Source organism: Lutibacter sp. (genome assembly GCF_041562875.1).
GTDB lineage: Bacteria > Bacteroidota > Bacteroidia > Flavobacteriales > Flavobacteriaceae > Lutibacter.
Map to the genome: position 1 here is coordinate 1 of NZ_JBFFOE010000042.1, position 24,809 is coordinate 24,809.

Here is a 24,809-nt window from a genome sequence, read left to right on the forward strand (position 1 = left end):
AAAAATGGAGAAGGAACTTTAAATTATATGATTAATGATACCATACTTGTAAAAGATATAGATGAAACAGTTAAAAACATAAAAGAAGGAAGTATTCGTTTAAACGAAAACTTAGAAGCTTTAAAACATAACTTTCTATTTAGAGGTTACTTTAAAAAATTAGAAAGACAAAAGGCTAAGGATGCAAAAAAGAAAAATTAAATATAAATCACAATTGATATAAATCATTTCAATCATTTTTACATAATGGTAAATTGTATACACTAAATACTAAAGAGATGAAAAAGTTTAATTTCTTACCAATTTTACTTTTAAGTATCCTATTTTTAATACTTGAAAGTTGTGGTCCTGTAGTTTTTTCTTCAAGACTAGGAACGCCTCCTCCACCATGGTTTTATCCAAACAGAGTTGAAAATGTACGCTATATGTACTTCCCTGATTACCAATTTTATTATGATTTATCGCTTAGAAATTATATCTATTTAGATAATGGAGCTTGGATTACAGTTAATGCATTGCCTGCCAGATTTAAAGGTTATGATTTAAAACGAAGCAGAAAAATTAGGATTAATGATTATTATGGTGATAATATTAGAAAGTATCATAGTGAAACCACTACAAAACGAAAAAACCTTAACAGTAGAAGATCCTATTAAACACTTAACTTTTTTAAATGTAAATAATTATAATATCCCAATTCACAACTGCCACTTTTATTAAATGAGTACAAATTTAAAAAATGTAACATGAAAATTGAGCATTTAGAAGAACACATAAATGATTATAAAAGATCTATTGAAGCTGTTGTAGAGAAAAAAATTATTTGGAAAACTAAAACAAAAAATTTATTGCTAAAAACATTAAACTCAATTGTAGAAAAATATGATATTGGCTGGCGAGTTCAGGAACTTAGTTGGATTAATACTAATGAAGCTGTAAATATAACATTTGATTCTTTTCCTCCAGATTTAATTGAAAAAACCAATCAAATACCTACTTATCAGTTTATTCAGGGAGGTGCATTAATTTTCTCTCAATCTTACAGTGGAGATGTAAACATATTTATGCTATTTCCAATTCTTGAAAATAGTAGTGATTCTTCTAGTGATGACGGTTTGGTAATTTATACTCCTGAAAATATTGATGAAAAACTAATTATTGAAAAAGTAGATGAGTTTTTAAAAAAGATGATTCAATGGGAAATACCTATCATAAAAAATAAAGTGGGATTTTAATCTTACTTATTGCTATTTTTAACAATACTACTCTAAATTATAACCATAAATATCTTTTAACATAACCGTTTCTCCATTTTCGTTTGTACTATTTAAATTGTATGAAATGTTAATTTTTGTACCAATTGGTGCATAATAATAAATAATCCAAGCATCAGCCTCACTAGTCCCAATACATCCATTAGAATATGATTTATTTAGTGTATTGGGGTTCGTTGTTGGATGTATTAATTGCCCGTTTCTAATGCCTTCAATTTCAGTTTCAATAAAAGGTATTTGAGGTAATTTGGTAACTTTATAATCATCTCTTCTTGTTAAATAATATTGGCGACCATTTACTGGATTGTAATAATTAGGGTTCTTGTTGTGATTTACAATTTTCCCATTTCCTGTAATGGTTTTTAAATCTGTGACTCTGTTTCCCATTTTTAAATATTTTTTTTCATTTCTGCCTACTCTTATCGGAAATTCATAAAGAAGCATTGAGTCTTGGAAAATACGAAGCTTAAATTCAGGGATATTAATAGCTACCATTGTTTTATGCATTGCATTCAGAATATTAGAAGTTGCTGTTGAATCTGGAATTGAGATGTTACTTCCTTTAGGTAACACAATCATTTCTTTTTGGTTGTACACAAAAGAGTCTTTTTTTATCATTCTATAATAATCTGTATTCTCTAATGTGTCAATTATCCAATGGTTAGCACGTACCAAAATATGTTCAGTTATCGTATAATTAGCTTTTAAATTGTGCAAATTTACAAGAGAATCAATATAACGAAAATAATCTTTTACCTTCACATTTTTTAAAACTGAAATAATATTTAAAGAGTTTTTACTAAAAATTATTTTTTGGTTATTATAATTTACTTCACCATTTTTATGCGTATCAAATACTAAAAAAACGAATAGTATAACAACACTAAAACTTTTTAAAAAAAAATTAAAACGTAACATTTTAAGATAAAATTTAAAACTATATTAATTTAAAGATTATAATTTATGTATGGTATGACCGTTATCAATAATAATTTTCATAAAGTAATTTCTACTAAATACTAATTTTATTTAAAATTATTTATAAAGCTCAATAAATGTAATCTCAGGGCGCATTCCTAATCTTCCTGGGAATCCAATCCAACCCAAACCTCGGGTTACATATAAACATTGTTTGTGATTTTTATACAATCCAGCCCAATGCTTGTATTTATATTGAATGGGACTCCAATTTTTATTTTTTAAATCAATGCCTGCTTGCATTCCGTGTGTATGACCAGAAAGAGTTAATGCAATATTTGTACTTTCAACTACTTCTTCCTTCCAATGAGATGGGTCATGAGACAACAATATTTTAAAAGGAATATTATCAACATTCTTTAATGATTTTTGCAAATCGCCATATTGTTTAAATGGAGGATTTCCCCAATTTTCAACTCCTAAAATAGCAATCTTTTCTCCATCAATTTCAACAATATCAGCTTCATTTAATAATAATTTAAAATCTATTTTTTTATAAAAATACTTAATCAGTTCAAAATTAGATTTCTTCATTTTTAAAGATTTCCATTTACTATAATCTCCATAATCATGATTTCCTAAAACTGCATATTTACCCTTTTTAGCCGATAATTGTTTTAATACTTTATCCCAACCTTTTAATTCCCATGCATAGTTATTAACCAAATCTCCTGTAAAAAAAATAAAATCTGGTGCTACATTATTAATCAATTTTATAGCTCTATCTAAAATATGATAACGAAAGTTAAAGCTACCCAAATGAAGATCTGATATATGAATAATTCGAAGCCCTTCAAAATTTTTAGGTAATCCTTCAAATTTAATTTTTAAATAACGGATTTTAAATCTGTAAAGTGTTCTAAAAATACCATACACAATAATAAAAAATGGAAGAAAACCTGAAAACAAACCAATAATTGAAATTATAATTAATGATTCCTTCTCAGAAAATACATAATTTGTAAAATATAATATTGAAACTACTGATGCAAAAATTAATTTTGGAACAAAAGAAGAAACTGAAAGTCCGTAAAAAGAAGATATGAGCCATTGTTTTCGATAGGTATTCATTGTAGCTAACCTACTTTTTAATAAAATAATGCCAGTAATAAGTCCAATAGTAAAAACCCAGAAAGCAATATAAATACTGTTTTTAATGACTGACGAAGTAATTAGTTGAGTGATAGATAATAACCAATAGAAAGTAACAACATCAACAACTAAAATTGCCAAACATAAAAGGATAATTTTAAAAAATGAGAAGGGTCGCATAGCATAGATCCATTATTTTTTAGTTACAAGTCTACGTTTATCTCTAAGTGCCCAATAAATACCTTTTACACCTGCAACCCATTTATCATACATAAAAATAAGTATAATTTCTTCTATTGTTTCCAATAAACCCAACACAATCATTGTGTAAAACAACCAATAAATGGGATTAAAAAATAATAGCCAAAGTATAAATATACCTTGTATAATTGCAGATAATTTAGCTAAATAAGTATGAAAAGCAGTTGCTTTTCCATATTTTCTAAATGCAAGAAGCATTTGAATACTATAAGGAACAAAAGCAATTAATATTAAAAGATAGTTTTCTTGCATAAAATCATATTTAAAAACCAATAATCCAATTAACCCAATTATAAATGTAATTTGGTCTCCAAAAGAATCTAATTGTGAACCTCTAGCACTTGTAATTTTTAAAGATCTCGCCAAAAATCCATCAATCATATCTGTACAATAACTAACCAATAAAAACCAAGTGAAAATCTCTCGCTCACCTAACCAAATTAAAATTAATAAAAATGGAGAAGCAGCAATTCTATAAAAAGAAAACCAATCAGCAATATTAAAATTTTTAAATGTCAACATCTGTAATATTGTATTTCAAATATGTTATTATCAACTTAATTCTCATTAAAATTACTAATCATAATCAACAATTCAAGTGATAAATATCAATTTATTCAATCAATTTATCCGTTTTTTAACTGTTGTATATCAATTTTTTAACTATATTTATGTTGGTATTGAATTTTGCCTCATCCATGAAATTAATTTTATGTCTTTTAGCAATCAACATATTTTCAACCTACTTTTTGAAGCCATTCCTGAAGGCGCAATTATAGCTAATGACCAACAACTTATAATTGCTTCCAATTCTGTTGCTGAACAAATTTTTGGTTATGAGAAAGAAGAATTAGTAAATCAACATTTAAACATACTAGTCCCTTTAAAATACCAATCTAATCATAAAACCCATTTTTCAAACTTTCTAAAAAATAAAACGATACAAAATATAAATTATGAGCTTAACTTATATGGAATTGCTAAAAACAACAAAAAATTCCCCTTAGAGATTAGTTTAAATCCATTTGAAATTGATAAAAAATTATTTGTTATTGCACTAATTATTGACATCACAAATCGTAAAGAAGCAGACAAAAAAATTAAAAATCTCAATACTAAATTAGAAAAAACTATAAAAGAAAAAACAGCCGAATTAAAAAACACAATTAAACAATTAAAAGAAGTTAATATTAATTTAAAAAGAGAAATAAAAAAAAGAATTGAAGGTGAAGCTAAAATTAAAAAAGCCTTACAAAAAGAGCAAGAACTCAACAGTTTAAAAACTAAATTTTTATCATTAGTATCTCATGAGTTTAAAACACCATTAAGCGGTATTTTAACTTCTTCTATGTTATTAGATAAATATAAATTAAGCAATCAACAAGATAAAAGAGATAAGCATATAGAAACAATTACACAAAAAGTACATTATCTTAACAATATTTTAAATGATTTCTTATCCATAGAAAGTATAGAATCTAGCAATGTTAATTATAAATTCACCACATTTAATTTAAGCAAAATTGTGAATGAGGTGGTTTATAATGCTAATATGCTTTTAAAAAATGGACAAAAAATTAACATTTCTACAGATACTAATGATTATGTATTACACCAAGATGAGAAAATTTTAGAACTTATACTATCCTATTTATTATACAATGCCATAAAATATTCATTAGAAAACACCACAATTGACATAGAGATTTATCAGGATTCAGAGAGTACTATTTTTAAATTTATTGATGAAGGCATTGGAATACCTAAAAATGACCAAAAATTTATATTTAACCGTTACTTTAGAGCTGAAAATGTACTAAATATTCAAGGAACAGGTATAGGTTTAAATATTGTAAAATCCCATTTAGAAAACTTAGGAGGTTCCATTACTTTTGAAAGCATAGAACATAAAGGATCTATATTTATTATTAAATTACCATTAAATAAAAAATTATGAAAAAGATTTTATTAATAGAAGATGATCTTTTTGTTAGGGAAAATACAGCAGAACTGTTAGAACTAGCAAATTACACTGTAATTACCGCATCAAATGGTAAAATTGGAGTTGCTGAAGCTAAAAAACATTTGCCCAATATTATTATTTGTGATATTATGATGCCTGAATTAAATGGGTATGGCGTGCTTCAAATTCTTTCAAAAGAAGAAGACACCAAACATATTCCATTTATTTTTATATCTGCAAAAATTAGCCATGAAGACATTAGAAAAGGAATGAATTTAGGCGCTGATGATTATATTACAAAGCCCTTTGACGAATCTGAATTATTTAGTGCTATTGAAAGTAGATTGGCAAAAGTTGCTATTCTCAAAGATACTAAAACAAAAGAATTTAGCACTAATGAAACAACTATTGTAGACCAACTAAAAACATTAGACCATCTTAAAAATTATTTCATTGAGACTTTTGAAGAATATTCCTTTAATCCAGGTGAAATTATTTATAATGAAGGCGGAAACTCAAATTTTGTTTATTTAGTGCATTCAGGTGTTGTAAAAACCTATAAAAGTGACACACAAGGAAAAGAACTAATTACAGCATTGCATAAAGATGATGATTTTTTTGGCATCACATCATTTTCGCATAATATTCCTTATCAAGAAACAGCTACGGCAATTGAGAACACAAAGATTTTACGACTCGCAAAAAATGAATTAAAAAATATTTTGCTTAATAATCATGAAGTAACACTTCAATTAATAGACCACCTTTCTGATAGTGTAACAGAAATAAAAGAAAATTTAATTGAAATGGCATATAGTTCTGTACGTAAAAAAACAGCAAATACCATTTTACAATTTACTGAAAAAATTAGTGTCCGGCAAGGTGAAAGTATTCATATATCAAGAAGCGATCTTGCAAGTATTGCAGGTATTGCAACTGAAACTTTTATAAGAACTATTTCCGATTTCAAAAGAGAAGGTATTATTGATTTAGAAGGTAGAAATATTAAAATATTAAATATGGATAAATTAAAAAAAGTTAATTAACCTTATTTTTAAGATTATTTATTCAATTGATATATATCATTTCAAACTAGAATTATCAAGACTAATTTTGAATATAACATTAATTTAATTAGTCCAATGAAAAATGTATTACTTCCAACCGACTTTTCAGAAAATTCGTGGAATGCCATAAAATACGCTTTAGAACTTTACAAAAAAACTACTTGCAATTTTTATTTATTACACGTCACATTAATCCCTTATTATACCACTGGAGATTACCCAATAATACCTACATCAGATATTCTTGAAAAAACAATTTTAGAGCAAGCAAAAGATGCATTAAACAAATTAATGCAAAAAATTAATAAACTACCTAAAAACTCTAAACATCATTTCTATACACTTTCAAGTTATGATAGTTTTATAAGTGCTGTAAAAACACATATTGAAGAAAAAAATATAGATCTTATTATTATGGGAACCAAAGGTGCTTCTGGTTTAAGTGAAGTAATTGTGGGTAGTAATACGGGAGATTTAATTACAAAAGTAAAACACCCCGTACTAATAGTTCCTGAAAAAGCAGTGTATACTATTCCTAAAGAAATTGCTTTCCCAACAGATTATAATATTTTTTACCAACCAAAAATTTTAGATAGTATTACTGAGTTAGCTAAAATGTATGATGCTACTATCAGAATATTGCATGTAGCTAAAAAAGATGAAGTACTTACAGATTCCCAACTAGAGAATAAAGAATTTTTAAGCAACTTTTTTATGGATGAAAAACATAGCTTTCATAGAATTACAAATAAAAATATAGAAGAAGGTGTGCAATGCTTTATTGAAAGTAGAGATATTAATATGATTATAATGGTTGCAAAAAATTTAAACCTTTTTCAACGAATTTTATTCAAACCAACTGTTGAAGAAATTAGTTACCACATTGAAACTCCTTTTTTAGTGTTGCATGAATAAATATTAAATGTATCATTATGGAAAATATATCTGTTTTTTTAGCAAAGTTTTGGGGTTGGTATTTAATAATTTTCTTTTTAATATTAAGTTTTAACCCAAAACGAATATTGCAAATAATTAAAGATTTAAGTGATGAAAAATTTACTATTCTCGCATCCTTTATGGCAATTATTATTGGTTTGTTAAATATTTTATTTCATAATATTTGGGAAGGAGATTGGAGACTTATTATAACTCTTATTGGATGGGTTGCTCTATTTGAAGGATTAATCTTATTTATTATTCCAAAAAGAGCCATCAAATGGTTTGATTATATTAATATTAAATTTGTCCAACTAATTTATATGCTACTTTTTTTAGTAGGAATTTTCTTACTAAATATGGGTTATGGAATTGTAATATTTTAATTAACCAAAATGATAACAATCATATGCTATAATGATGCTTATCATTTTAAAATTTTAAAAAAGCGCATAATTTTACATTCTAAAATAAAAGTTCTTTGATTTAATAGCTTACAAAATATCTTTAAAATAGTAATCTGCACTGTTTAGTAACAATTCAGATTATAATGAAGCGGTTTAGATACTTTCTGGTGGTTTAATTTTATACTAATTTTTAGTTGTAAAAATTCTTAAAAAATTATTTCAATATCAAAAAGTTACAAAAACCCTTTCATAATGAAACAGGAAGGTAAAACTTCCTGTTTCTAAAAAAATAAACCGTTGTTATTGAAAAATAGCATAGGTTTAAATGGAGAGTTTAATGATGTTTATTAACTTAAAATAGTTTTAGTATTGTTTTAGCGATAATTATCAATATGAAAGATTATTTGAAAGTGATAAATCAAATTTAACCTTTTCGTGAAACAGGAAGTTTCGACTTCCTGTTTCTAAAAAACAAACCATTGTTATTGAAAAATAATGATGGTTCAAATGAAGAACTTAAAAATTGTTTATTGATTCAAAATAATTTTAGTTTTATTTCATAGGAAATGACATAAGAAATTATTTTAAACTTGATAAGTTTTTTTTAAATTCTTCAAGAAACAGGAAGGTGAAACTTCCTGTTTCTAAAAAATAAACCGGTGTTATTGAAAAATAGCAAAGGTTAAAATGAAGAATTTAATGATGTTTATTGATTCAAAATAGTTTTAGTTTTGTTTCATAGGAAATGACATAAGAAATTATTTTAATTTAATAAATTTTTTTAAATTTTTCAGAAAACAGGAAGCCAAGGCTTCCTGTTTTTATGTATGCACTTTACTTAAAAAGTATCTTTTTAAACCAATTTAATTAAATCTGCACTTTGGGTTGGAACTGAATACTATCATACTTCAAAATGAGAGATATCATTTCATAAGACTTGTTTTCAAAATAAATTTGATACTATAAATAATGTCTAATTTAAAACCATAAAACTATGTCACTAGTAAAATTTAGAAAAAGCCCATTAGAAAATTTGTTAGCACCAGATTTTTTAGATTTTAACACCAATAATTTATTTAATGATAGATTTTGGTTAAAAAAAATTAATGAACCTGCCTTAAACATTAAAGAAAAAAAAGATGAATTTGAAATTGAATTAGCTGCGCCAGGCTATAACAAAAAAGACTTTGAAGTTACTATTGATGATGGCTGTTTAAATATTACAGCTAAAAGAGAAGAGTCTAAAGAAGAAAAGGATGAAAACTACACTCGCAAAGAATTTAGTTACTCTTCTTTTGAAAGATCTTTGCAATTACCTGAAAGCGTTTCTGGAGAAAAAATAAAAGCTAAATATGATAATGGAATTTTAAAATTTAGCATAGCCAAAAAAGAAGAAGCTAAAAAGTTAAAACCAAAAGTAATTGAGATTTCTTAACTTATAAAAAAGGGGAATTGCTAACATTTATTAAAAAATGGCTTGGGTTTTCCCAAGCTATTTTTTTAATAAATACTATTTTTATAGATAATTCTTTAAAATTATATTATGAATATTTTACTTCTGTAGGGTTATTATATTTAATTAAAAATTGAATACCATTTTCTCCTTTAAAAGTTTCAATCGCTTCCTTATAACCTAAGTCAAATATTTCAGTTGCATGTTTCATATGAAATGTTCCATAATTACCTAATTCTTTTGGTGTAATTAATAAATCACAAGTATCAAATTTTGAAAAAGAATCATTTGCTGATTTTATACTTAAAGCACGTTCTAAAATAGTATAAGAATGTTTAAAATAATCATTTTCAACTTCTTCAAAAGGATTTACATATACGCCAATTATTTGATCACAATGCATTGAAATAAGTTCTACTGGAAAATTATTTATGGTACCTCCATCTATATAGTACGTATTATCAATTTTTATAGGTGTAAATACTCCCGGGAAAGCTGCAGAAGCCAAAATTGGTTTAATTAATTCACCCTCAGTAAATACTTTTAAGGTACCATCTAATAAATTAGTTGCCGTAATGAACAATTTTTTTTTGAGCATTTTAAAATCATCTAATGGCAAAAACGGTTTAAAGTTATTGTAAAATTTTTCTGTATCTATAAAACCTGGTTTATTTATGGCGTATTTACTTATTGTAAATAAATCTAGCTTATCAAAAAAATTAAGTATTTCTTTCCAGCTACAACCACCTGCATATAGTGCCCCTACAACAGCTCCGGCACTTGTACCTGCTATAAAATTTGGATGAATATTATTTTCTTCCAAAGCTTTTATAACACCAATGTGTGCAATACCTCTAACCCCTCCACCTGAAAGTACTAAACCAGTATTCATTTTTAGTATATGTATTAAATTAAATATCTAAAAGATATTTACACCTTTTATATCTTTTTATTATAAATCATTCTGTCACTAAAAGTTGTGTAATTTCTTCGCTTTAGGGAATAGCTCTAGTAATTTCTATAATTTTCCCTTTTCTTAAAATTTTAATTTTTAAAGAATCTCCAGACTTTAATTGTTGCATTAATAACCAAGATTTATGTAAATTATCTTCGTTTGTTAAAGGAATATTTTCTAAGGAAAGTAATATATCTCCTCCTACTATTAATTCTTCTCCTTCAATACTCATTTTGTATTCACCTCCTTTTAAACCTAAATAATCACCTAAAGAGAGACTTGCTACTTTTTGTATGAGTAATCCAGATTTTTGAGGTAAATTAAATATTTCTGCTAAATAATCTGAGATTAAATAAGATTCAATACCTGTCCAAATAGCTTTATCTTCACACAATAATTTATACGCAATATTAGAAGTAGCGGCAAAACCCAAACCTTGAAAACCATCAGAATTACTTAAAATAAAACTGGACACACCTATTACTTCTCCTTTCATATTAAACATTGGAGCACCTGAACTTCCTTTATTAATAGCAGCATCGGTTTGTATAAATTCTGTAGATACAAAACCACTTTCAATATGTTTTCTGGTATACTTTCCACTAACATAACCAACAGTAAGTGAATGGCCTAAACCAAAAGGGGCTCCAATTACAAAAATTTGATCTCCAATTTTAACTTCATCTGAATTACTTAATTTAACAGTTTTTAAAGGTGTACTTTTAGGTGAAATTAGCTTAATTAAAGCCACATCAGCTGAAGGGTAAGAATATAATACCCTAGCAAAAATTTCTTCTCCATCAGAAAATTTCACAATTATATTCTCGGCTGTTTGAACTACATGGGATGCTGTCATAATTTCACCATCTTCAGAGATAACAAAACCTGAACCAATTCCATTTACATTTACTAACAATTTTGGGTAACCTTGACCCATAATTTCTGGTTTTGAAGTTTTTATTAAAACTACAGCTTCATTGGTTTTTTCGTACAATTGGCTAATGTTTTGTCCACAACCAGAAACACTAATTAAAACAATGATAATAAATGTTATAGTTTTCATTATATCAACTTTAAAAGTTATTCACTAACAGTAACTTTTGGAGGTTCTAACAAATTAAAAAATTGATCAAGTTTAGGTAAAATAATAATCTCAGTTCTTCTGTTAATTGCTCGTCCTTCGCTAGTTTCATTTGTTTCTTTTGAAATGTATTCTGATCTTCCACCTGCTGTCATTCTTTCAGGTTGTACTCCAAATTCAGTTTGCATTAACCGAACAACTGAAGTTGCTCTTTTTACACTTAAATCCCAATTATCTAACATACATTCTGTGGAAATAGGAACATTATCCGTATGTCCTTCTACCAAAATATCTAACTGGTTATGATCATTAATAATTTTGGCTATTTTACCAATTACATTTTTTGCTCGTTCACTAATCTTATAGCTACCTGATTTAAACAGCATTTTATCTGAAATAGAAACATAAACCACACCTTTTTTTACTTCAATAGCGATATCCTCATCATCAAAATCAGCTAAAGATCTTTTTAAATTCATTACTAATACCAAATTCAATGAATCTTTTCTTTGCATTGAAGACGTTAAATTTTTAATGTAAATATTTTGTTCATTTAATGCCTCCAACGATTTTTTAATGCTTTCTGCACCGGCTTTGCTAACTACAGATAGATCTGAAAGGCGTTCTAATAAGTTGGTATTGGTACTTTTAAAGTAATCTAATTGATTTTCTAATTTATTTACTTTATTTATTTCGTTGGCTAAATTAGTTTCCAAAATTATTTGATTGTTTTCACATAATTTTAGACTATTCTCATAACGATTAGATTGATTTTGTAAATCGGTATATTTTTTCTGACTAACACAAGATGTTAACAGCGCTAAAATAATAAGCACTATAAATTTTAAAGCTTTCATCATATTAAATATTTAATTAATTCAAACGTATCTCATTGATACAAAGAGACGTATATTTTCACAAGTATAAAATGATGTAGGTCAATTCAAAGTATGATATTTATTACTTTTTTTGAATTTTTACAATTAAATGAAGGGTGTTTTCGCTTTTAGATAAAGTTATAAAATTAAGGGCACAAATAAATTTACGTCTCGTTTAATTGAGTACATTTAACAAAAAAATAATACATTTCAATACTAAATTTTATAACAATGAAAACCCCTTTTATACTTTTGTTTTTATCGGTAATTTTATTGTCAAGTTGCAGCAGTACAAGCGGAACTGTTAGAGGAAATGTATGCTATCCTTCAGACTATATTCCTGCAATGAACGTTTATCTGAAAAACCAGGAAACTAGTAAAATATATTCTTTGGACATTAAAGAAAATCAGAAGCCTTTTAAATTTAAAAAAATACCGGAAGGAAATTATATAGCATTTGCTTACACGGTTCAGGAAGTTTCAACCGACCTTAACAATGAAACATCAATTGCAAACGGCGGCTACACCCACGCAGTTCCTTGCGGACTGACCGTTGAATGCAATGACCATTCTTTACTGATTTTTAAAGTTGAAAAAGGAAAAACTACAAAAAACATTCAAATTTGTGATTGGTTTAAAGCTATTATGCAAGGGAATTAAGCAATTTAAAAAAGTTTTCAGTTTTCAGTCGCAGTTGGTAGTTATTACTAAATGATTCCGCGATTCCTCAATTCAACGATCAAACAACAAAATAAATGTGTGAATTATACAACTTTTGTCTAAAGTTATGTAACACATTTATGCTTTAATGTCCGCAACTTTGTATATCTCTTTTAAAGAGTACATTAACAATGTAAAACATAAAAATATGAAAGCATTAAAATATTTAATACTAGGTATCGGATTAATTTTCGCAAGTGAAGCTCAGGCGCAACTTTCTGTAAATTTAAACATTGGAACGCCTCCACAATGGGGTCCTTCAGGTTATTCAAATGTGCGTTATTACTACTTACCTGATGTAGAAGCTTATTATGATGTGCAATCTTCTAATTTTATTTATTACTCAGGAAACTCTTGGGTTCACAGGAAACAACTTCCAAAAAAATATAGAAATTACGATTTGTATAATGGCTATAAAGTAGTGATGTCAGATTATCGTGGAAAAGCTCCTTACACTTATTATAAAGAGCATAAAAGAAAATATGCTAAAGGATATCGCGGTGAGCATCAAAATACAAACGGCAGCAGACCCGGAAACGGAAACAATAAATCTAAGGGTAAATCCAACAGTAAACATAAAGGCAAAAACCATTAGACTTAACATAAAAAACAATCTATCCTAAAACAATATTTATAATTTTAATAATTTTTTGATTGATTGTGACATATAAAGATGACGGTGTTTATTTGAATGAAAATCCCGAAATAATAAACGCCAACGTCTTTTCTCATTAACAGCATTAAAAATGCTAAGTAATAGCGATAATTATAAAACAGGTATATATATATACCTGTTTTAAGCATGTAAAAAAAAATGATGACCCAACTAATTTAGGATAAGTATTTTTGCTTATTTTAGAAGTATTTAAGTGTAAGTATCTTAGTCTAAAAATTTATGTTTAATAAAAAAAGTACCATTATGAAGTCTTTAGCGTACCTTGTAAAAAAATATTCAAAATTTGAAACTATACATTAAATACATGGTGAGCAACCGTTGTAAAATGGCGGTGAAAGATGCTCTAAGAAAACTTAAACTTCATTTTGTTGTGGTAGATTTAGGTGAAGTTGACATCATGGAAAATATAAATGAGGAGCAGCGTTTCCACCTAAAATTAGAGCTTTTCAATTCTGGGTTGGAATTGATGGATGACAAAAGGGCCATGTTGATTGAAAAAATAAAAAATGTGATTATTGAAATGGTTCACCATTCAGAAGAAGCCATTAAAATAAATTTTTCAGATTTTTTAAGTGAAAAATTAAATCATGATTACACCTATCTGGCAAATTTATTTTCAGAAGTACAAGGAACCACTATTGAGCAATTCATAATTGTCCATAAAATTGAACGCATCAAAGAATTAATTATTTATGGGGAATTAAACATTACAGAAATTGCCTGGAAAATGAACTACAGCAGTGTGGCGCATTTATCCAATCAGTTTAAAAAAGTTACAGGGCTCTCCCCTTCCCATTTTAAAAAAATGAAAAATAAAAGAAGAAGTCCGATTGAAGAAATTGGAAACCAGATTAGCGATGAGTAAAATGCTTAAAGCAACAATTAAAATCACCCACTTTTATAAAGCTATAAAAACATAAATGGAATCACAAACAATCAAAAATACAAATTACGCTAGAAGCTTAATAGAAGCAAGCTTAGATCCATTTGTTACCATTAGCTTGGAAGGAAAGATAACAGACGTTAACGAGGCATCCATAAAAGCAACTGGGATTTCAAGAAAAAAACTTATAAATACGAACTTCTCTGATTATTTTACGGATTCAAAAAAAGCACAGGAAGGTTATCGTCAGGTTTTTGAAAAAGGTTTTGTGTCAGATTATCCGCTAACAATAAAACATAAAAATGGCAACCTTACAGATGTCTTATACAATGCTTCAGTTTACAAAGATAACAAAGGCAATGTACTTGGAGTTTTTGCGGCAGCCAGAGATATTACGGAGCAAAAACAATCTTCACAATATGCCCGTAGTTTGATTGAAGCAAGTTTAGATCCCTTAGTTACCATTAGTCCTGAAGGAAAGATTACGGATGTTAACGAAGCATCTATAAAAGTTACAGGTGTTTCTAGAAAAAAATTGATAAATACTAACTTCTCTGATTATTTTACAGATCCAAAAAAAGCACAAGAAGGTTATCTTAAGGTTTTTAAGAAAGGTTTTGTGGTAGATTATCCACTAACAATTAAACATACAAACGGAAAATTAACGGATGTGTCCTACAATGCTTCCATTTATAAAGATGATGCCGGAAATGTTCTTGGCGTTTTTGCGGCAGCCCGAGATGTTACTGAACAAAAATGGGCAAAAGATTTAAGAAAAGCCAATGTAGAACTGGCATTTCAAAATAAGGAGAAAGGAAAAAGGGCAGAAGAGTTAATCATTGCCAACGAAGAATTGGCTTTTCAAAACAATGAGAAAGGAAAACGGGCAGATGAGTTGGCCATTGCCAACAAAGAATTGGCTTTTCAAAACGATGAAAAAGAAAAACGGGCAGATGAATTGGCCATAGCCAACAAAGAATTGGCTTTTCAAAACGATGAAAAAGGAAAAAGGGCAGATGAATTGGCTATTGCCAATAAAGAACTGGCTTTTCAAAACGACGAAAAAGGAAAACGGGCAGAAGAGTTAGTTATTGCCAACAAAGAATTGGCCTTTCAAAACGATGAGAAGGGAAAACGGGCAGAAGAGTTGGCTATTGCCAATAAAGAACTTGCTTTTCAAAATGATGAAAAAGAAAAAAGGGCAGCTGAATTAGTGATTGCCAATGAAGAACTGGCATTTCAAAATGAAGTAAAAGAAAAACGAGCAGCTGAATTGGTGATTGCCAATGAAGAACTGGCATTTCAAAACGATGAAAAAGAAAAAAGGGCAGCTGAGCTAGTTATTGCCAACGAAGAACTGGCATTTCAAAATAATGAGAAAGAAAAACGGTCGGCAGAACTAGTTATTGCCAATCAAGAACTGGCCTTTCAAAATAATGAAAAAGAAAAACGTGCTGCTGAATTGGTGATTGCCAACGGAAAACTTGAATATCAAAATAAAGTAAAAGAAAAACGTGCTGCTGAGTTAGTCATAGCAAATGAAGAACTTGCTTTCCAAAATAAAGAGAAAGAGAAACGAGCAGCTGAGTTGGTTATTGCTAACGAAGAACTCGTGTTTCAAACAAAGGTAAAAGAAAAAAGAGCCGCCGAGTTGGTTCTTGCTAATGAAGAACTTGCTTTACAAAACATTGAGGCCATAAAGCAAGGAATAACAAATAAAGAACTTGAAGCTTCAAATCTAGATATAAAATTAGATTCTCAATATTCTTTAAGTCTTATTGAAGCGAGCCTTGACCCTTTAGTTACCATTAGCCGAGCAGGTAAGATTACAGATATGAATGAGGCTTTAACAAATATTACTGGGCTAACACGGGAAGAATTGACAGATACTGAATTTTTAGATTATTTTACCGAACCTCAAAAAGCGCGAGCTGTATATCAAGATGTATTCGCAAATGGTTCTGTTACCAATTCTCCATTGACGCTTCGCCATAAAAACGGCAAGCTTACCGATGTATTATTTAACGGATCCGTTTATAAAGATGATGATGGAAATGTTGATGGCATTGTTATTGTGGCCAGAGATGTTACTGAGCAAAAAAGGATTGCAACAGAATTAAACGAAGCTATAATATTTGCAGAAATGGCAACAGCTATTGCTGAAGACGCAAAAATTAAGGCTGAAAAAGCGACCATAATTGCAGAAAATGCTATGAAAGCGAAACAGCAATTTTTGTCGAATATGAGTCATGAAATTCGTACTCCAATGAACGCAATTATCGGCTTCACAAAAGTGGTGTTGAAAACAGCGTTGACTGCAAAACAAAAAGAATATTTAAAAGCTATAAAAATAAGTGGAGATGCACTCATTGTGCTTATCAACGATATCCTTGATTTGGCAAAAGTAGATGCAGGAAAAATGACATTTGAACAAATACCGTTTAAAATGTCTTTATCCATATCGGCGATGCTTCATTTGTTCGAAACCAAAATTCGAGAAAAGAATTTAAAATTAGTAAAAGAATACGACGATAGAATACCTGGAGTTTTGGTTGGAGACCCTGTAAGATTACACCAAATTATCATGAATTTGGTAAGTAATGCAGTTAAGTTTACTACAAAAGGAAAAATCACGGTAGGTGCCAAATTACTTTCGGAAGATGATAAAGAAGTGACTGTCGAATTTTTCGTTTCTGATACTGGAATTGGAATACCGGAAAATAAAATAGAAAGTATTTTTGAAAACTTTCAACAGGCATCAAGTGGCACATCGCGTTTGTATGGAGGGACTGGATTGGGTTTAGCTATTGTTAAACAATTAATAGAACCACAAGGAGGAAGCATACGTGTAACAAGTAAAGTTAATGAAGGCTCTACTTTTTTCTTTATATTAAGTTTTCTAAAAACAAAAGCTGAAGTTGAAACTGAATCGCAATTTATGGAATTAGATACTGATATAAAAAATACAAAAGTATTGGTAGTTGAGGACATTCCGCTTAATCAATTACTTATGAGAACAATATTGGACGATTTTGGATTTGAATGTGATATTGCAGGCAATGGAAAAATAGCCATTGAAAAAATGGAAACCAAAATATACGATCTTATATTGATGGATTTACAGATGCCGGAAATGAACGGATTTGAAGCTACTGAATACATTAGGAACAAAATGAAATCCAAGGTTCCAATCATCGCTTTAACAGCTGATGTTACAACTGTTGATTTAGCTAAATGTAAAGCTGTTGGTATGAATGATTACATAGCAAAGCCTGTTGATGACAGGTTATTGTACAGCAAAATGGTAGGATTTTTGAAAAAGTCATCAGTTACAATAGAACCCGATGTACGAGAATTGGCTAAAATTGTAAAAATTAAATGTACCAACTTAAATTATTTAAATGAACGAACCAAATCCAATAGGGTATTAATGATGGAAATGATTTCGCTTTATTTGGAACAAACGCCACCTTTAATTGGCACCATGAAACAAAGTTTATTTGATAAAGATTGGAAATTATTGCAGGCAACCGTCCATAAAATGATTCCTTCCTTTTCAATTATGGGGATTAGTGCCGATTATGAAAAAATGGCAAGAGAAATTCAGGAATATGCAAGCACGCAACAACAAACAAATAACATATCAGAAATGGTACTAAAGCTTGAAGAAATTTGTATGCAGGCATGCAGTGAATTAGAAGAAGATTTTAATATATTTAAAAATAATAAATAATGGCTAACGAGAATAAAATAAAACTTTTCCTGGTTGATGATGATGCCTTATATTTAAAATTAATGGAAATTGAATTTCTAGAACATGGAGATTTTGATATAGAAACTTACCCAACAGGTGAATTGTGCATAGCAAACTTATCACATAACCCAGATATAATTATATTGGATTATTACTTGGATGGTGTAAACAAAAACGCAATGAACGGAATAGAAACTTTAGACAAAATTAAAGCCGCAAATCCAACTATTCCTGTGGTCATGTTATCATCACAAGATAAAATTGACATTGCCATAAGTTGTATGCATCATGGTGCATTTGATTATGTGGTAAAAAGCGAAACAGCATTTATGCGTCTTCAAAAAATTATTACCGCCATCTTCGAATTCAAAAAAATTGAAAAACAATTGAACTGGTATATGGAAAGAATGTAATGGTCAATAATAAATAGTGCCCGTCTATACTATTCCAAATGCCGAAAATATTACATTTACAACAATAATAACCCTACTTATAAAACACAAGAGTCCGTTTCTAATTTAAATGGGCTTTTGTGTTTTATAAGTATATTCAATTTGTGTAATGTGTGAATTATATAACTTCTTTCTGAAATTATGTAACACACAGCTTGCCGAAATTACTCAACTTTACACCGTAGTTTAAGCAGTGATTTATTTGATAAAAATTTGCATAAAGTATAAAAAATAGTGGAGATCAGAACCCACTTTAAAAACGGCTTGCTTGGTTAAACAAATCTGATAACTGTTAGGTTAATTGAGAAGGGCAATAAAAAGCAAGAAATAAATTTAAAATTTAAAAAAAAATGAAAAAATTAATTTTATCTGGAATTATTCTAATTGGATTAGCATTTACCACACAAGCTCAAGAAATCTCTAAAAATGCATTAGGTTTACGCTTAGGAGACAGTGGTGGTTTCGGAACTGAAATCACTTACCAAAGAGCTTTGGGAGGCAACAATAGACTTGAACTTGATTTAGGCTGGAGAAACAGAAAAGACTTCAATAATAACGGTTATGATGATGATGCTATCAAGTTAGCTGCTTTATACCAATGGGTAATGAACATCGATAGTGGTTTCAACTGGTATGTTGGTGTAGGTGGTGGAGTAGGTACTTATGGTTATGATTATAACCAGGAGCATTATAGCGATACATTTGCATTTGCCGCAGGTGACATAGGAATTGAGTATAATTTTGATATTCCATTGTTAATCTCTTTAGATTTCAGACCTGAATTTGGTGGGAATGGTTATTACAAAAATAATTATGGTTCTGATATTGCATTAGGACTTAAATTCCAATTCTAACAGCTAAATAATTAAAGACAAAAACATTGGTTATTTAGTCTGGTCAACAGCCTAAATTTCCAATGTTTTTTTTACCGTTTCATAAAAAGACAGTGAAGCGTGTTATACTAATATTGAATTTGATAAATGTAGTTGGGACACATTTGATGAAAATTTAATTAAAATTTCATTATTATGGACAATGTAAAAAAAATAGTTTGGACACATAAGTTATCAATTGGTAACGAAGATGTAGATTATGATCACAATAAATTACTCGATATTTTCAACAATTTGGTTGAATTAATTGAATATAAAAAAGACAGAGAAGAATTTGCTGAAATTCTTACAAAAATGACAGATTATAGTTTAAATCACTTTAAAAAGGAAGAGGAATATATGAGGAAAATGTCATATCCATTACTAAGTGAACATAAAAGCTATCATAGAGATTATATTTACAAAGTTGCGATGTTTAATGTTAATTTATCAAACAATAATCCCCCAGATCCTAAAGAGATTATTTCGTTTATAGAAAATTGGTGGACAAATCATATATTGACTCACGATGATAAATATGAAAAATATAAGAACGAAATTGAATCTGCTTCAACTTATTAATATTGAAATTTTATTCTATAACAAATCTTAAAACCAAAAAAATGAATTTAAAAAGAATCTTTGGTGCATTACTTACCGCCCTTGGAATTGGTGGTCTTATTTATACTGCCATTTTATTTGTAAATAGTTCCAATAGCAACTACGCCATTAAAACATTGGTTGTTTTTGGCATACTAGGTATCGTGTTTTTTACTGCAGGTATTAACCTAATAAGCAAAACAAAAGACGAAGCATAAATCAATTTCCTGCACAACAAGCTAATAGTTAGCTATACAGCAGCTATAAAAATTGATAAAAAAATATAAAATATCTATTAATATTTAATCTCGTAAATTTAAATCTTAAAAAAATATAAAATCATGAAAACAAAAACTTTAGGAATTGTAGTTGTTATATTAGGAATACTAATGATTATTTATACTGGTTTCAATTATGCAACCACTGAAAAAGTAGTTGACTTCGGTCCGATGGAAATAAGTGTTGAAGAAAATCATCCAGTGCAATGGTCGCCAATTATTGGTGTAATATTGTTGGTTGGAGGAATTGTAATCGTTACTATGAACAAAAAAAAATAGACAACAAATAAGTGTAAAATTTTTAAATACCAAATCTTACTGGTAATAAAAAACAATGCATTTTATATATTTTAAAAACAGCATAACTTTTTAAAAAAGTTATGCTGTTTTATTTAGTAAAAGCTTTCATTCGTATTTCTTTCAATTTGAGATATTTCATACAATTTCTATAGCCTAAAGCATTTTAGTAGTTAAGGATCAAAATATGTGAATTACATAATTTGATTCTAAAAATTGTGTAGCGCTTCTCATAATTAGTTGATAAATCAAGTAAGTCGTTCGGATTAAATTTATTTAATGTGTGAATAATGTAACTTATAGCTAAAGTTGTGTAACATATAAAATCATAAATTGACGCACCTTTACTCTGTGATAATTTTACACAATAACTAATATACCCTAATATGAAATTTAAAACTATTTTATCAACCTTTGCAATGGCAGCGGTTGTTTTACTGGCTGGATGCTCAGAAGATGAGAACACCAACGTTAGTCCTTCACCAACTGTAAGTATTAATGAACCTGCAGACAACGCAACGAATGTAGCACTCTCAGCAATCATTACCGCTACTTTTAGTGATACTATGAATCCTTCAACAATAAATACATCAACATTTACTGTAAAACAAGGAGACACTAACATTGCAGGAACAGTTTCTTACACCGGTTCAACTGCATCCTTCGTGCCTTCTGTGCCTCTTAAACAAAACACTACTTATACTGTTACAATTTCAACTGGAATTAAGAATACTATAGGCGAAGCATTGGAAAATAATTATACCTATAGTTTTACAACTGTAGTTGTGCCTGACAATACTTTACCAATTATAAATTCAACATTCCCTCTTGACAATGACACCAATGTTGCACAAAACAAGTTAATTGCAGTAGACTTCAGTGAGAAAATGGATGCCACAACAATTAATGATTTAACATTTACCTTAAAACAAGGAAATACAGTAGTACCTGGTACAGTAAATTATACTGGAACAACAGCAACATTTACACCTACAAATGTAATGGATGCGGGTACTACATATATTGCTTTGCTAACAAAAGACGCAAAAGATTTAGCTGGAAATGCACTTGCTGCTGATAAAGAATGGAGTTTTTCTACTGAAGAAGCGCCTCTAATAAATTCAATATCTCCACTTAACAATGCTACAAATGTTGAACGCGTCGCTTTAATTTCAGTTATTTTTAATAAGATAATGGATGCATCAACAATCAATGCTTCTACATTCACATTTAAACAAGGAAATACCGTTATACCAGGCGCAATAAGTTATTCTGGGAAAACCGCAATATTCAATCCAACAAATGCGTTGGCTGCCAATACAATATATACTGTTTTGATTACGAATGGAGCAAAAGATATAGCTGGCAATGCATTAGCATCTGACATAGAATGGAGTTTCACAACAATAATTGCCTCAGCAAATCAGGCAATTGTAAATCTTGGAACAGCAGGTAATTATGTGATTCTTGCCAAAACAGCTATTACTAACGTCCCATATTCAGATATTACAGGAGATTTAGGATTAAGTCCGGCAGCTACATCATATATAACAGGGTTTGAATTAACAGATTTTACTGGATATGCAACAGACCCGAAAATTACAGGAAAAGTATATGCAGCCAACATGGCTGACCCAACTCCTATCAACCTTACAACAGCTGTTGAAAATATGATTACAGCTTACACAGATGCAGCTGGCCGTCCTACAGCTGATTTTCTTAATTTGGGAACTGGAAATCTTGGTGGTAAAACACTTACCCCTGGCTTGTATAAATTCACAAGTTCGGTTACTTTACCAACTGATGTGACTATTTCTGGTGGACCAAACGATGTCTGGATTTTCCAGATTTCAGATAACCTTAACATAAGTGCAAATGTAAAAGTTACACTTGCAGGAGGTGCACAAGCTAAAAATATTTTCTGGCAAGTAGCTGGTGAAGCCGTATTTGGAGCTACATCTCATTTTGAAGGTATTATATTGTCATGGACAGGTATTACTTTTCAAACTAGTGCAACATTCAAAGGAAGAGCTTTAGCAGGAACCGCTGTTATTCTTGACACCAATACTGTTGTTGGCCCAAATTAAGTCTAAACTATTAAACCTAAAAATAAGCCATCTTTTCAGATGGCTTATTTTGTTTTGTATGGGCTTAACTAATGAACTTATCAGACCTATACTATAACAATGCTTCACTTCTATAGTAATAAATAATTAACCATTACTATAACCATTTTTTTTATTCAATTAACAAAAAAATTGTAGGCTTTTTAGTATAAAAACAAATTTGCATTCACACTTTAATTGTAGTTAAAGTGTGAATTATGCAACTTATTTAAAAAGTTATGTAATACCTTAAATAGTAAAGAGCCTCACCTTTGCTGTGTAAAAATAAATTCACTAAAAAGATTAAGAGAATTATGAAAAAGTTAACTAAATTAAAAGGAAACTGGGACGAGACAAAAGTGAAATTAAAACAAAAATTTGCCATGCTAACAGACAGTGATTTGCTACTCACAGAAGGTAAACAAAATGAAATGTTAATAAGGCTTCAAATTAGACTTGGTAAAACAAAAGAGGAAATACAAAAACTCATTTCTCAATTATAATTTTAGCAGATCATCTCATTTTTATTAAATATAACCAATTAAAAACTATCAATATGAAAAAATCAATTTTAATACTGGCTGCCTTCACGTTTATAACAGGCGCAATCTTAACAAGTTGTAATACTTCTGCCGAAAAGGTAGATAATGCAGAAAAAAATGTGCAACAAGCCAATGAAGACCTATATAATGCTAATCAGGAATATTTAGCTGATGTTGAAAAATACCGTAAAGAAACGGAAGATAAAATTGCTACTAACAACAAAAGTATCATGGAATTTAAAGCGAGAATAGCACTTGAGAAAAAAGACGCTCAAATTGCTTACGCAAAGGAAATTACTGTTCTAGAACAAAAGAATAGTGATTTAAAAAAGAAAATTGACACTTTTAAAGCTGAAAGTAAAGAGCAGTGGGAAAATTTCAAAGTAGAATTTGGTAAGGATATGGATGAACTTGGAACAGCATTTGGAAACTTTTTCAACTAATAATAATCAATAAATACAACAACAATAAATTAAAAATTATGGGAAATTTACTTTATACCATCGCAGTAATTTTAGTTATTCTTTGGGCAATTGGATTCTTAGGTTACAATTTAGGAGGCTTAATACATATCTTAATAGTAATAGCTCTTATAGCAGTAATATTTAGAATTATTCAAGGAAGAAAAATTCTTTAAAATCATTAACAAAAAACTAAAAGACAAAATAATAAACATCAATTAAAACATCAAATTATGGGGAATGGTAAAATTTTATTAGGCGTATTAGCAGGAGCAGCCGCTGGAGCTACATTGGGTATTTTATTCGCACCCGATAAAGGAGTTAAAACACGAAAAAAAATCGTAAAAAAAGGAGATGATTATGCTGATGAATTAAAGGAAAAATTACAAGAAATCTTTGAAAACATTAAAGAAAAATATGAAAATGTAAAAGAAGATACAGATGAAACAGTTAAAAAAGCCAAAAACAAAGCAGAAGAAATGGCAGAAAAAGTAACCGATACTGTTAAATCAAAAAAGGAATAACAAAATTTAATAAGTTAAGGGTGTTTTAAAGCAATATGATACTTTTTAAAACACCCTTTTTATATAACATGGTTAACAATATAAAAGCTATATAAAATGAATTACCCGGATAGTTTAATTGAATCATTATTTGAAAAAGTTGAAGCATACGGTAAAACAACCTATGAGCTTTCTAAACTAAAATTATTAAAAACAACCATAATTGTAGTACCCTCATTAATATCAAGATTGGTGGTTATTTTGATAATTACCTTGTTTACACTGGTTTTTAACCTAGGAATTGCACTGTTGTTGGGTGAA

Annotated in this window: 28 protein-coding genes and 1 pseudogene; 23 read left to right on the forward strand and 6 right to left on the reverse strand. The window is 28.9% G+C overall.

Annotation, left to right across the window (positions count from 1 at the left end):
• From ABY863_RS07620 to ABY863_RS07630, 3 genes and pseudogenes are all read left to right on the forward strand, one after another.
• Positions 1–201: pseudogene (locus ABY863_RS07620) on the forward strand (MCE family protein); the annotation flags it as partial.
• A 77-nt stretch (positions 202–278) separates the two neighbouring features.
• Positions 279–656 (forward strand): hypothetical protein, encoded by a 378-nt coding sequence (locus tag ABY863_RS07625; RefSeq protein WP_372793668.1) that lies wholly within the window; start codon positions 279–281, stop codon positions 654–656.
• Positions 657–746: 90 nt separating this feature from the next.
• Positions 747–1,235: a hypothetical protein gene (locus ABY863_RS07630; protein ID WP_372793669.1), complete on the forward strand. Its 489-nt coding sequence runs from the start codon at positions 747–749 to the stop codon at positions 1,233–1,235.
• Positions 1,236–1,262: 27 nt separating this feature from the next.
• Here the strand turns inward: ABY863_RS07630 and ABY863_RS07635 are convergent, their stop codons facing one another.
• The 3 genes from ABY863_RS07635 to ABY863_RS07645 all read right to left on the reverse strand — a co-directional run bounded on the left by ABY863_RS07635 (position 1,263) and on the right by ABY863_RS07645 (position 4,127).
• Positions 1,263–2,192: a L,D-transpeptidase gene (locus ABY863_RS07635; RefSeq protein ID WP_372793670.1), complete on the reverse strand. Its 930-nt coding sequence runs from the start codon at positions 2,190–2,192 to the stop codon at positions 1,263–1,265.
• Between the two features lie 117 nt (positions 2,193–2,309).
• Positions 2,310–3,485, reverse strand: coding sequence for a metallophosphoesterase (locus tag ABY863_RS07640; RefSeq protein ID WP_372793671.1), 1,176 nt, complete (start codon positions 3,483–3,485; stop codon positions 2,310–2,312).
• Positions 3,486–3,536: 51 nt separating this feature from the next.
• Positions 3,537–4,127: a CDP-alcohol phosphatidyltransferase family protein gene (locus ABY863_RS07645; RefSeq protein ID WP_372793672.1), complete on the reverse strand. Its 591-nt coding sequence runs from the start codon at positions 4,125–4,127 to the stop codon at positions 3,537–3,539.
• A 190-nt stretch (positions 4,128–4,317) separates the two neighbouring features.
• Here ABY863_RS07645 and ABY863_RS07650 point away from each other — a divergent pair, with 190 nt between their 5' ends.
• The 5 genes from ABY863_RS07650 to ABY863_RS07670 all read left to right on the forward strand — a co-directional run bounded on the left by ABY863_RS07650 (position 4,318) and on the right by ABY863_RS07670 (position 9,413).
• Positions 4,318–5,562 (forward strand): ATP-binding protein, encoded by a 1,245-nt coding sequence (locus ABY863_RS07650; protein ID WP_372793673.1) that lies wholly within the window; start codon positions 4,318–4,320, stop codon positions 5,560–5,562.
• A complete protein-coding gene (locus ABY863_RS07655; protein WP_372793674.1) occupies positions 5,559–6,614 on the forward strand; it encodes a response regulator in 1,056 nt (351 codons plus the stop codon). The genes ABY863_RS07650 and ABY863_RS07655 overlap by 4 nt, the downstream gene beginning before the upstream one ends.
• A 96-nt stretch (positions 6,615–6,710) precedes the next feature.
• Positions 6,711–7,550, forward strand: coding sequence for a universal stress protein (locus ABY863_RS07660; protein WP_372793675.1), 840 nt, complete (start codon positions 6,711–6,713; stop codon positions 7,548–7,550).
• A 17-nt stretch (positions 7,551–7,567) separates the two neighbouring features.
• On the forward strand, positions 7,568–7,957 hold the full coding sequence (locus tag ABY863_RS07665) for a hypothetical protein (RefSeq protein WP_372793676.1): 390 nt from the start codon (positions 7,568–7,570) through the stop codon (positions 7,955–7,957).
• Positions 7,958–8,972: 1,015 nt separating this feature from the next.
• On the forward strand, positions 8,973–9,413 hold the full coding sequence (locus tag ABY863_RS07670) for an Hsp20/alpha crystallin family protein (protein WP_372793677.1): 441 nt from the start codon (positions 8,973–8,975) through the stop codon (positions 9,411–9,413).
• A gap of 106 nt (positions 9,414–9,519) precedes the next feature.
• On the opposite strand, the gene ABY863_RS07675 is transcribed toward ABY863_RS07670, so the two are convergent.
• The 3 genes from ABY863_RS07675 to ABY863_RS07685 all read right to left on the reverse strand — a co-directional run bounded on the left by ABY863_RS07675 (position 9,520) and on the right by ABY863_RS07685 (position 12,327).
• A complete protein-coding gene (locus ABY863_RS07675; RefSeq protein WP_372793678.1) occupies positions 9,520–10,323 on the reverse strand; it encodes a patatin-like phospholipase family protein in 804 nt (267 codons plus the stop codon).
• Positions 10,324–10,426: 103 nt separating this feature from the next.
• A complete protein-coding gene (locus tag ABY863_RS07680) occupies positions 10,427–11,449 on the reverse strand; it encodes a S1C family serine protease (protein WP_372793679.1) in 1,023 nt (340 codons plus the stop codon).
• Between the two features lie 17 nt (positions 11,450–11,466).
• Positions 11,467–12,327 carry a flagellar motor protein MotB gene (locus tag ABY863_RS07685; RefSeq protein WP_372793680.1) on the reverse strand — a complete coding sequence of 287 codons (861 nt, stop codon included), beginning with the start codon at positions 12,325–12,327 and terminating at the stop codon, positions 11,467–11,469.
• 249 nt (positions 12,328–12,576) lie between these two features.
• On the opposite strand from ABY863_RS07685, the gene ABY863_RS07690 reads away from it, so the two are divergent.
• From ABY863_RS07690 to ABY863_RS07760, 15 genes are all read left to right on the forward strand, one after another.
• Positions 12,577–13,005, forward strand: a complete 429-nt coding sequence (locus ABY863_RS07690) for a hypothetical protein (RefSeq protein WP_372793681.1) — start codon at positions 12,577–12,579, stop codon at positions 13,003–13,005.
• Positions 13,006–13,213: 208 nt separating this feature from the next.
• Positions 13,214–13,660 (forward strand): hypothetical protein, encoded by a 447-nt coding sequence (locus ABY863_RS07695; protein ID WP_372793682.1) that lies wholly within the window; start codon positions 13,214–13,216, stop codon positions 13,658–13,660.
• 385 nt (positions 13,661–14,045) lie between these two features.
• Positions 14,046–14,606 (forward strand): helix-turn-helix domain-containing protein, encoded by a 561-nt coding sequence (locus tag ABY863_RS07700; RefSeq protein ID WP_372793695.1) that lies wholly within the window; start codon positions 14,046–14,048, stop codon positions 14,604–14,606.
• Positions 14,607–14,661: 55 nt separating this feature from the next.
• Entirely contained in the window at positions 14,662–18,357 is a 3,696-nt protein-coding gene (locus tag ABY863_RS07705) for a PAS domain S-box protein (protein WP_372793683.1), read from the forward strand.
• Positions 18,357–18,791, forward strand: a complete 435-nt coding sequence (locus tag ABY863_RS07710) for a response regulator (RefSeq protein ID WP_372793684.1) — start codon at positions 18,357–18,359, stop codon at positions 18,789–18,791. The genes ABY863_RS07705 and ABY863_RS07710 overlap by 1 nt, the downstream gene beginning before the upstream one ends.
• A 389-nt stretch (positions 18,792–19,180) precedes the next feature.
• Complete coding sequence (locus ABY863_RS07715) at positions 19,181–19,684, forward strand: hypothetical protein (protein WP_372793685.1); 504 nt, start codon at positions 19,181–19,183, stop codon at positions 19,682–19,684.
• Between the two features lie 174 nt (positions 19,685–19,858).
• A complete protein-coding gene (locus ABY863_RS07720) occupies positions 19,859–20,284 on the forward strand; it encodes a bacteriohemerythrin (RefSeq protein ID WP_372793686.1) in 426 nt (141 codons plus the stop codon).
• 41 nt (positions 20,285–20,325) lie between these two features.
• Positions 20,326–20,520, forward strand: a complete 195-nt coding sequence (locus ABY863_RS07725; RefSeq protein ID WP_372793687.1) for a hypothetical protein — start codon at positions 20,326–20,328, stop codon at positions 20,518–20,520.
• Between the two features lie 123 nt (positions 20,521–20,643).
• The gene (locus tag ABY863_RS07730; RefSeq protein WP_372793688.1) at positions 20,644–20,859 is read left to right on the forward strand and encodes a hypothetical protein; all 216 of its coding nucleotides are present in this window, start codon (positions 20,644–20,646) and stop codon (positions 20,857–20,859) included.
• 404 nt (positions 20,860–21,263) lie between these two features.
• Entirely contained in the window at positions 21,264–22,964 is a 1,701-nt protein-coding gene (locus ABY863_RS07735; protein ID WP_372793689.1) for an ice-binding family protein, read from the forward strand.
• A gap of 332 nt (positions 22,965–23,296) precedes the next feature.
• Positions 23,297–23,485, forward strand: a complete 189-nt coding sequence (locus tag ABY863_RS07740; protein ID WP_372793690.1) for a general stress protein CsbD — start codon at positions 23,297–23,299, stop codon at positions 23,483–23,485.
• A gap of 53 nt (positions 23,486–23,538) precedes the next feature.
• Positions 23,539–23,967, forward strand: a complete 429-nt coding sequence (locus ABY863_RS07745) for a hypothetical protein (protein WP_372793691.1) — start codon at positions 23,539–23,541, stop codon at positions 23,965–23,967.
• A 38-nt stretch (positions 23,968–24,005) separates the two neighbouring features.
• A complete protein-coding gene (locus tag ABY863_RS07750; protein WP_372793692.1) occupies positions 24,006–24,161 on the forward strand; it encodes a lmo0937 family membrane protein in 156 nt (51 codons plus the stop codon).
• A gap of 57 nt (positions 24,162–24,218) precedes the next feature.
• Positions 24,219–24,509, forward strand: a complete 291-nt coding sequence (locus ABY863_RS07755; protein WP_372793693.1) for a YtxH domain-containing protein — start codon at positions 24,219–24,221, stop codon at positions 24,507–24,509.
• 96 nt (positions 24,510–24,605) lie between these two features.
• Positions 24,606–24,809 (forward strand): hypothetical protein (locus ABY863_RS07760; protein ID WP_372793694.1); only part of this gene is annotated, 204 nt, incomplete at its 3' end.

Coding starts and splice junctions, on each gene's coding strand:
- ABY863_RS07705 (WP_372793683.1), top strand. CDS start 14,662: ATGGAATCACAAACAATCAAAAATACAAATTACGCTAGAAGCTTAATA.
- ABY863_RS07670 (WP_372793677.1), top strand. CDS start 8,973: ATGTCACTAGTAAAATTTAGAAAAAGCCCATTAGAAAATTTGTTAGCA.
- ABY863_RS07665 (WP_372793676.1), top strand. CDS start 7,568: ATGGAAAATATATCTGTTTTTTTAGCAAAGTTTTGGGGTTGGTATTTA.
- ABY863_RS07675 (WP_372793678.1), bottom strand. CDS start 10,323: ATGAATACTGGTTTAGTACTTTCAGGTGGAGGGGTTAGAGGTATTGCA.
- ABY863_RS07700 (WP_372793695.1), top strand. CDS start 14,046: ATGGTGAGCAACCGTTGTAAAATGGCGGTGAAAGATGCTCTAAGAAAA.
- ABY863_RS07730 (WP_372793688.1), top strand. CDS start 20,644: ATGAAAACAAAAACTTTAGGAATTGTAGTTGTTATATTAGGAATACTA.
- ABY863_RS07635 (WP_372793670.1), bottom strand. CDS start 2,192: ATGTTACGTTTTAATTTTTTTTTAAAAAGTTTTAGTGTTGTTATACTA.
- ABY863_RS07655 (WP_372793674.1), top strand. CDS start 5,559: ATGAAAAAGATTTTATTAATAGAAGATGATCTTTTTGTTAGGGAAAAT.
- ABY863_RS07745 (WP_372793691.1), top strand. CDS start 23,539: ATGAAAAAATCAATTTTAATACTGGCTGCCTTCACGTTTATAACAGGC.
- ABY863_RS07750 (WP_372793692.1), top strand. CDS start 24,006: ATGGGAAATTTACTTTATACCATCGCAGTAATTTTAGTTATTCTTTGG.
- ABY863_RS07650 (WP_372793673.1), top strand. CDS start 4,318: ATGTCTTTTAGCAATCAACATATTTTCAACCTACTTTTTGAAGCCATT.
- ABY863_RS07715 (WP_372793685.1), top strand. CDS start 19,181: ATGAAAAAATTAATTTTATCTGGAATTATTCTAATTGGATTAGCATTT.
- ABY863_RS07645 (WP_372793672.1), bottom strand. CDS start 4,127: ATGTTGACATTTAAAAATTTTAATATTGCTGATTGGTTTTCTTTTTAT.
- ABY863_RS07660 (WP_372793675.1), top strand. CDS start 6,711: ATGAAAAATGTATTACTTCCAACCGACTTTTCAGAAAATTCGTGGAAT.
- ABY863_RS07740 (WP_372793690.1), top strand. CDS start 23,297: ATGAAAAAGTTAACTAAATTAAAAGGAAACTGGGACGAGACAAAAGTG.
- ABY863_RS07695 (WP_372793682.1), top strand. CDS start 13,214: ATGAAAGCATTAAAATATTTAATACTAGGTATCGGATTAATTTTCGCA.
- ABY863_RS07755 (WP_372793693.1), top strand. CDS start 24,219: ATGGGGAATGGTAAAATTTTATTAGGCGTATTAGCAGGAGCAGCCGCT.
- ABY863_RS07735 (WP_372793689.1), top strand. CDS start 21,264: ATGAAATTTAAAACTATTTTATCAACCTTTGCAATGGCAGCGGTTGTT.
- ABY863_RS07720 (WP_372793686.1), top strand. CDS start 19,859: ATGGACAATGTAAAAAAAATAGTTTGGACACATAAGTTATCAATTGGT.
- ABY863_RS07725 (WP_372793687.1), top strand. CDS start 20,326: ATGAATTTAAAAAGAATCTTTGGTGCATTACTTACCGCCCTTGGAATT.
- ABY863_RS07630 (WP_372793669.1), top strand. CDS start 747: ATGAAAATTGAGCATTTAGAAGAACACATAAATGATTATAAAAGATCT.
- ABY863_RS07685 (WP_372793680.1), bottom strand. CDS start 12,327: ATGATGAAAGCTTTAAAATTTATAGTGCTTATTATTTTAGCGCTGTTA.
- ABY863_RS07710 (WP_372793684.1), top strand. CDS start 18,357: ATGGCTAACGAGAATAAAATAAAACTTTTCCTGGTTGATGATGATGCC.
- ABY863_RS07690 (WP_372793681.1), top strand. CDS start 12,577: ATGAAAACCCCTTTTATACTTTTGTTTTTATCGGTAATTTTATTGTCA.
- ABY863_RS07680 (WP_372793679.1), bottom strand. CDS start 11,449: ATGAAAACTATAACATTTATTATCATTGTTTTAATTAGTGTTTCTGGT.
- ABY863_RS07625 (WP_372793668.1), top strand. CDS start 279: ATGAAAAAGTTTAATTTCTTACCAATTTTACTTTTAAGTATCCTATTT.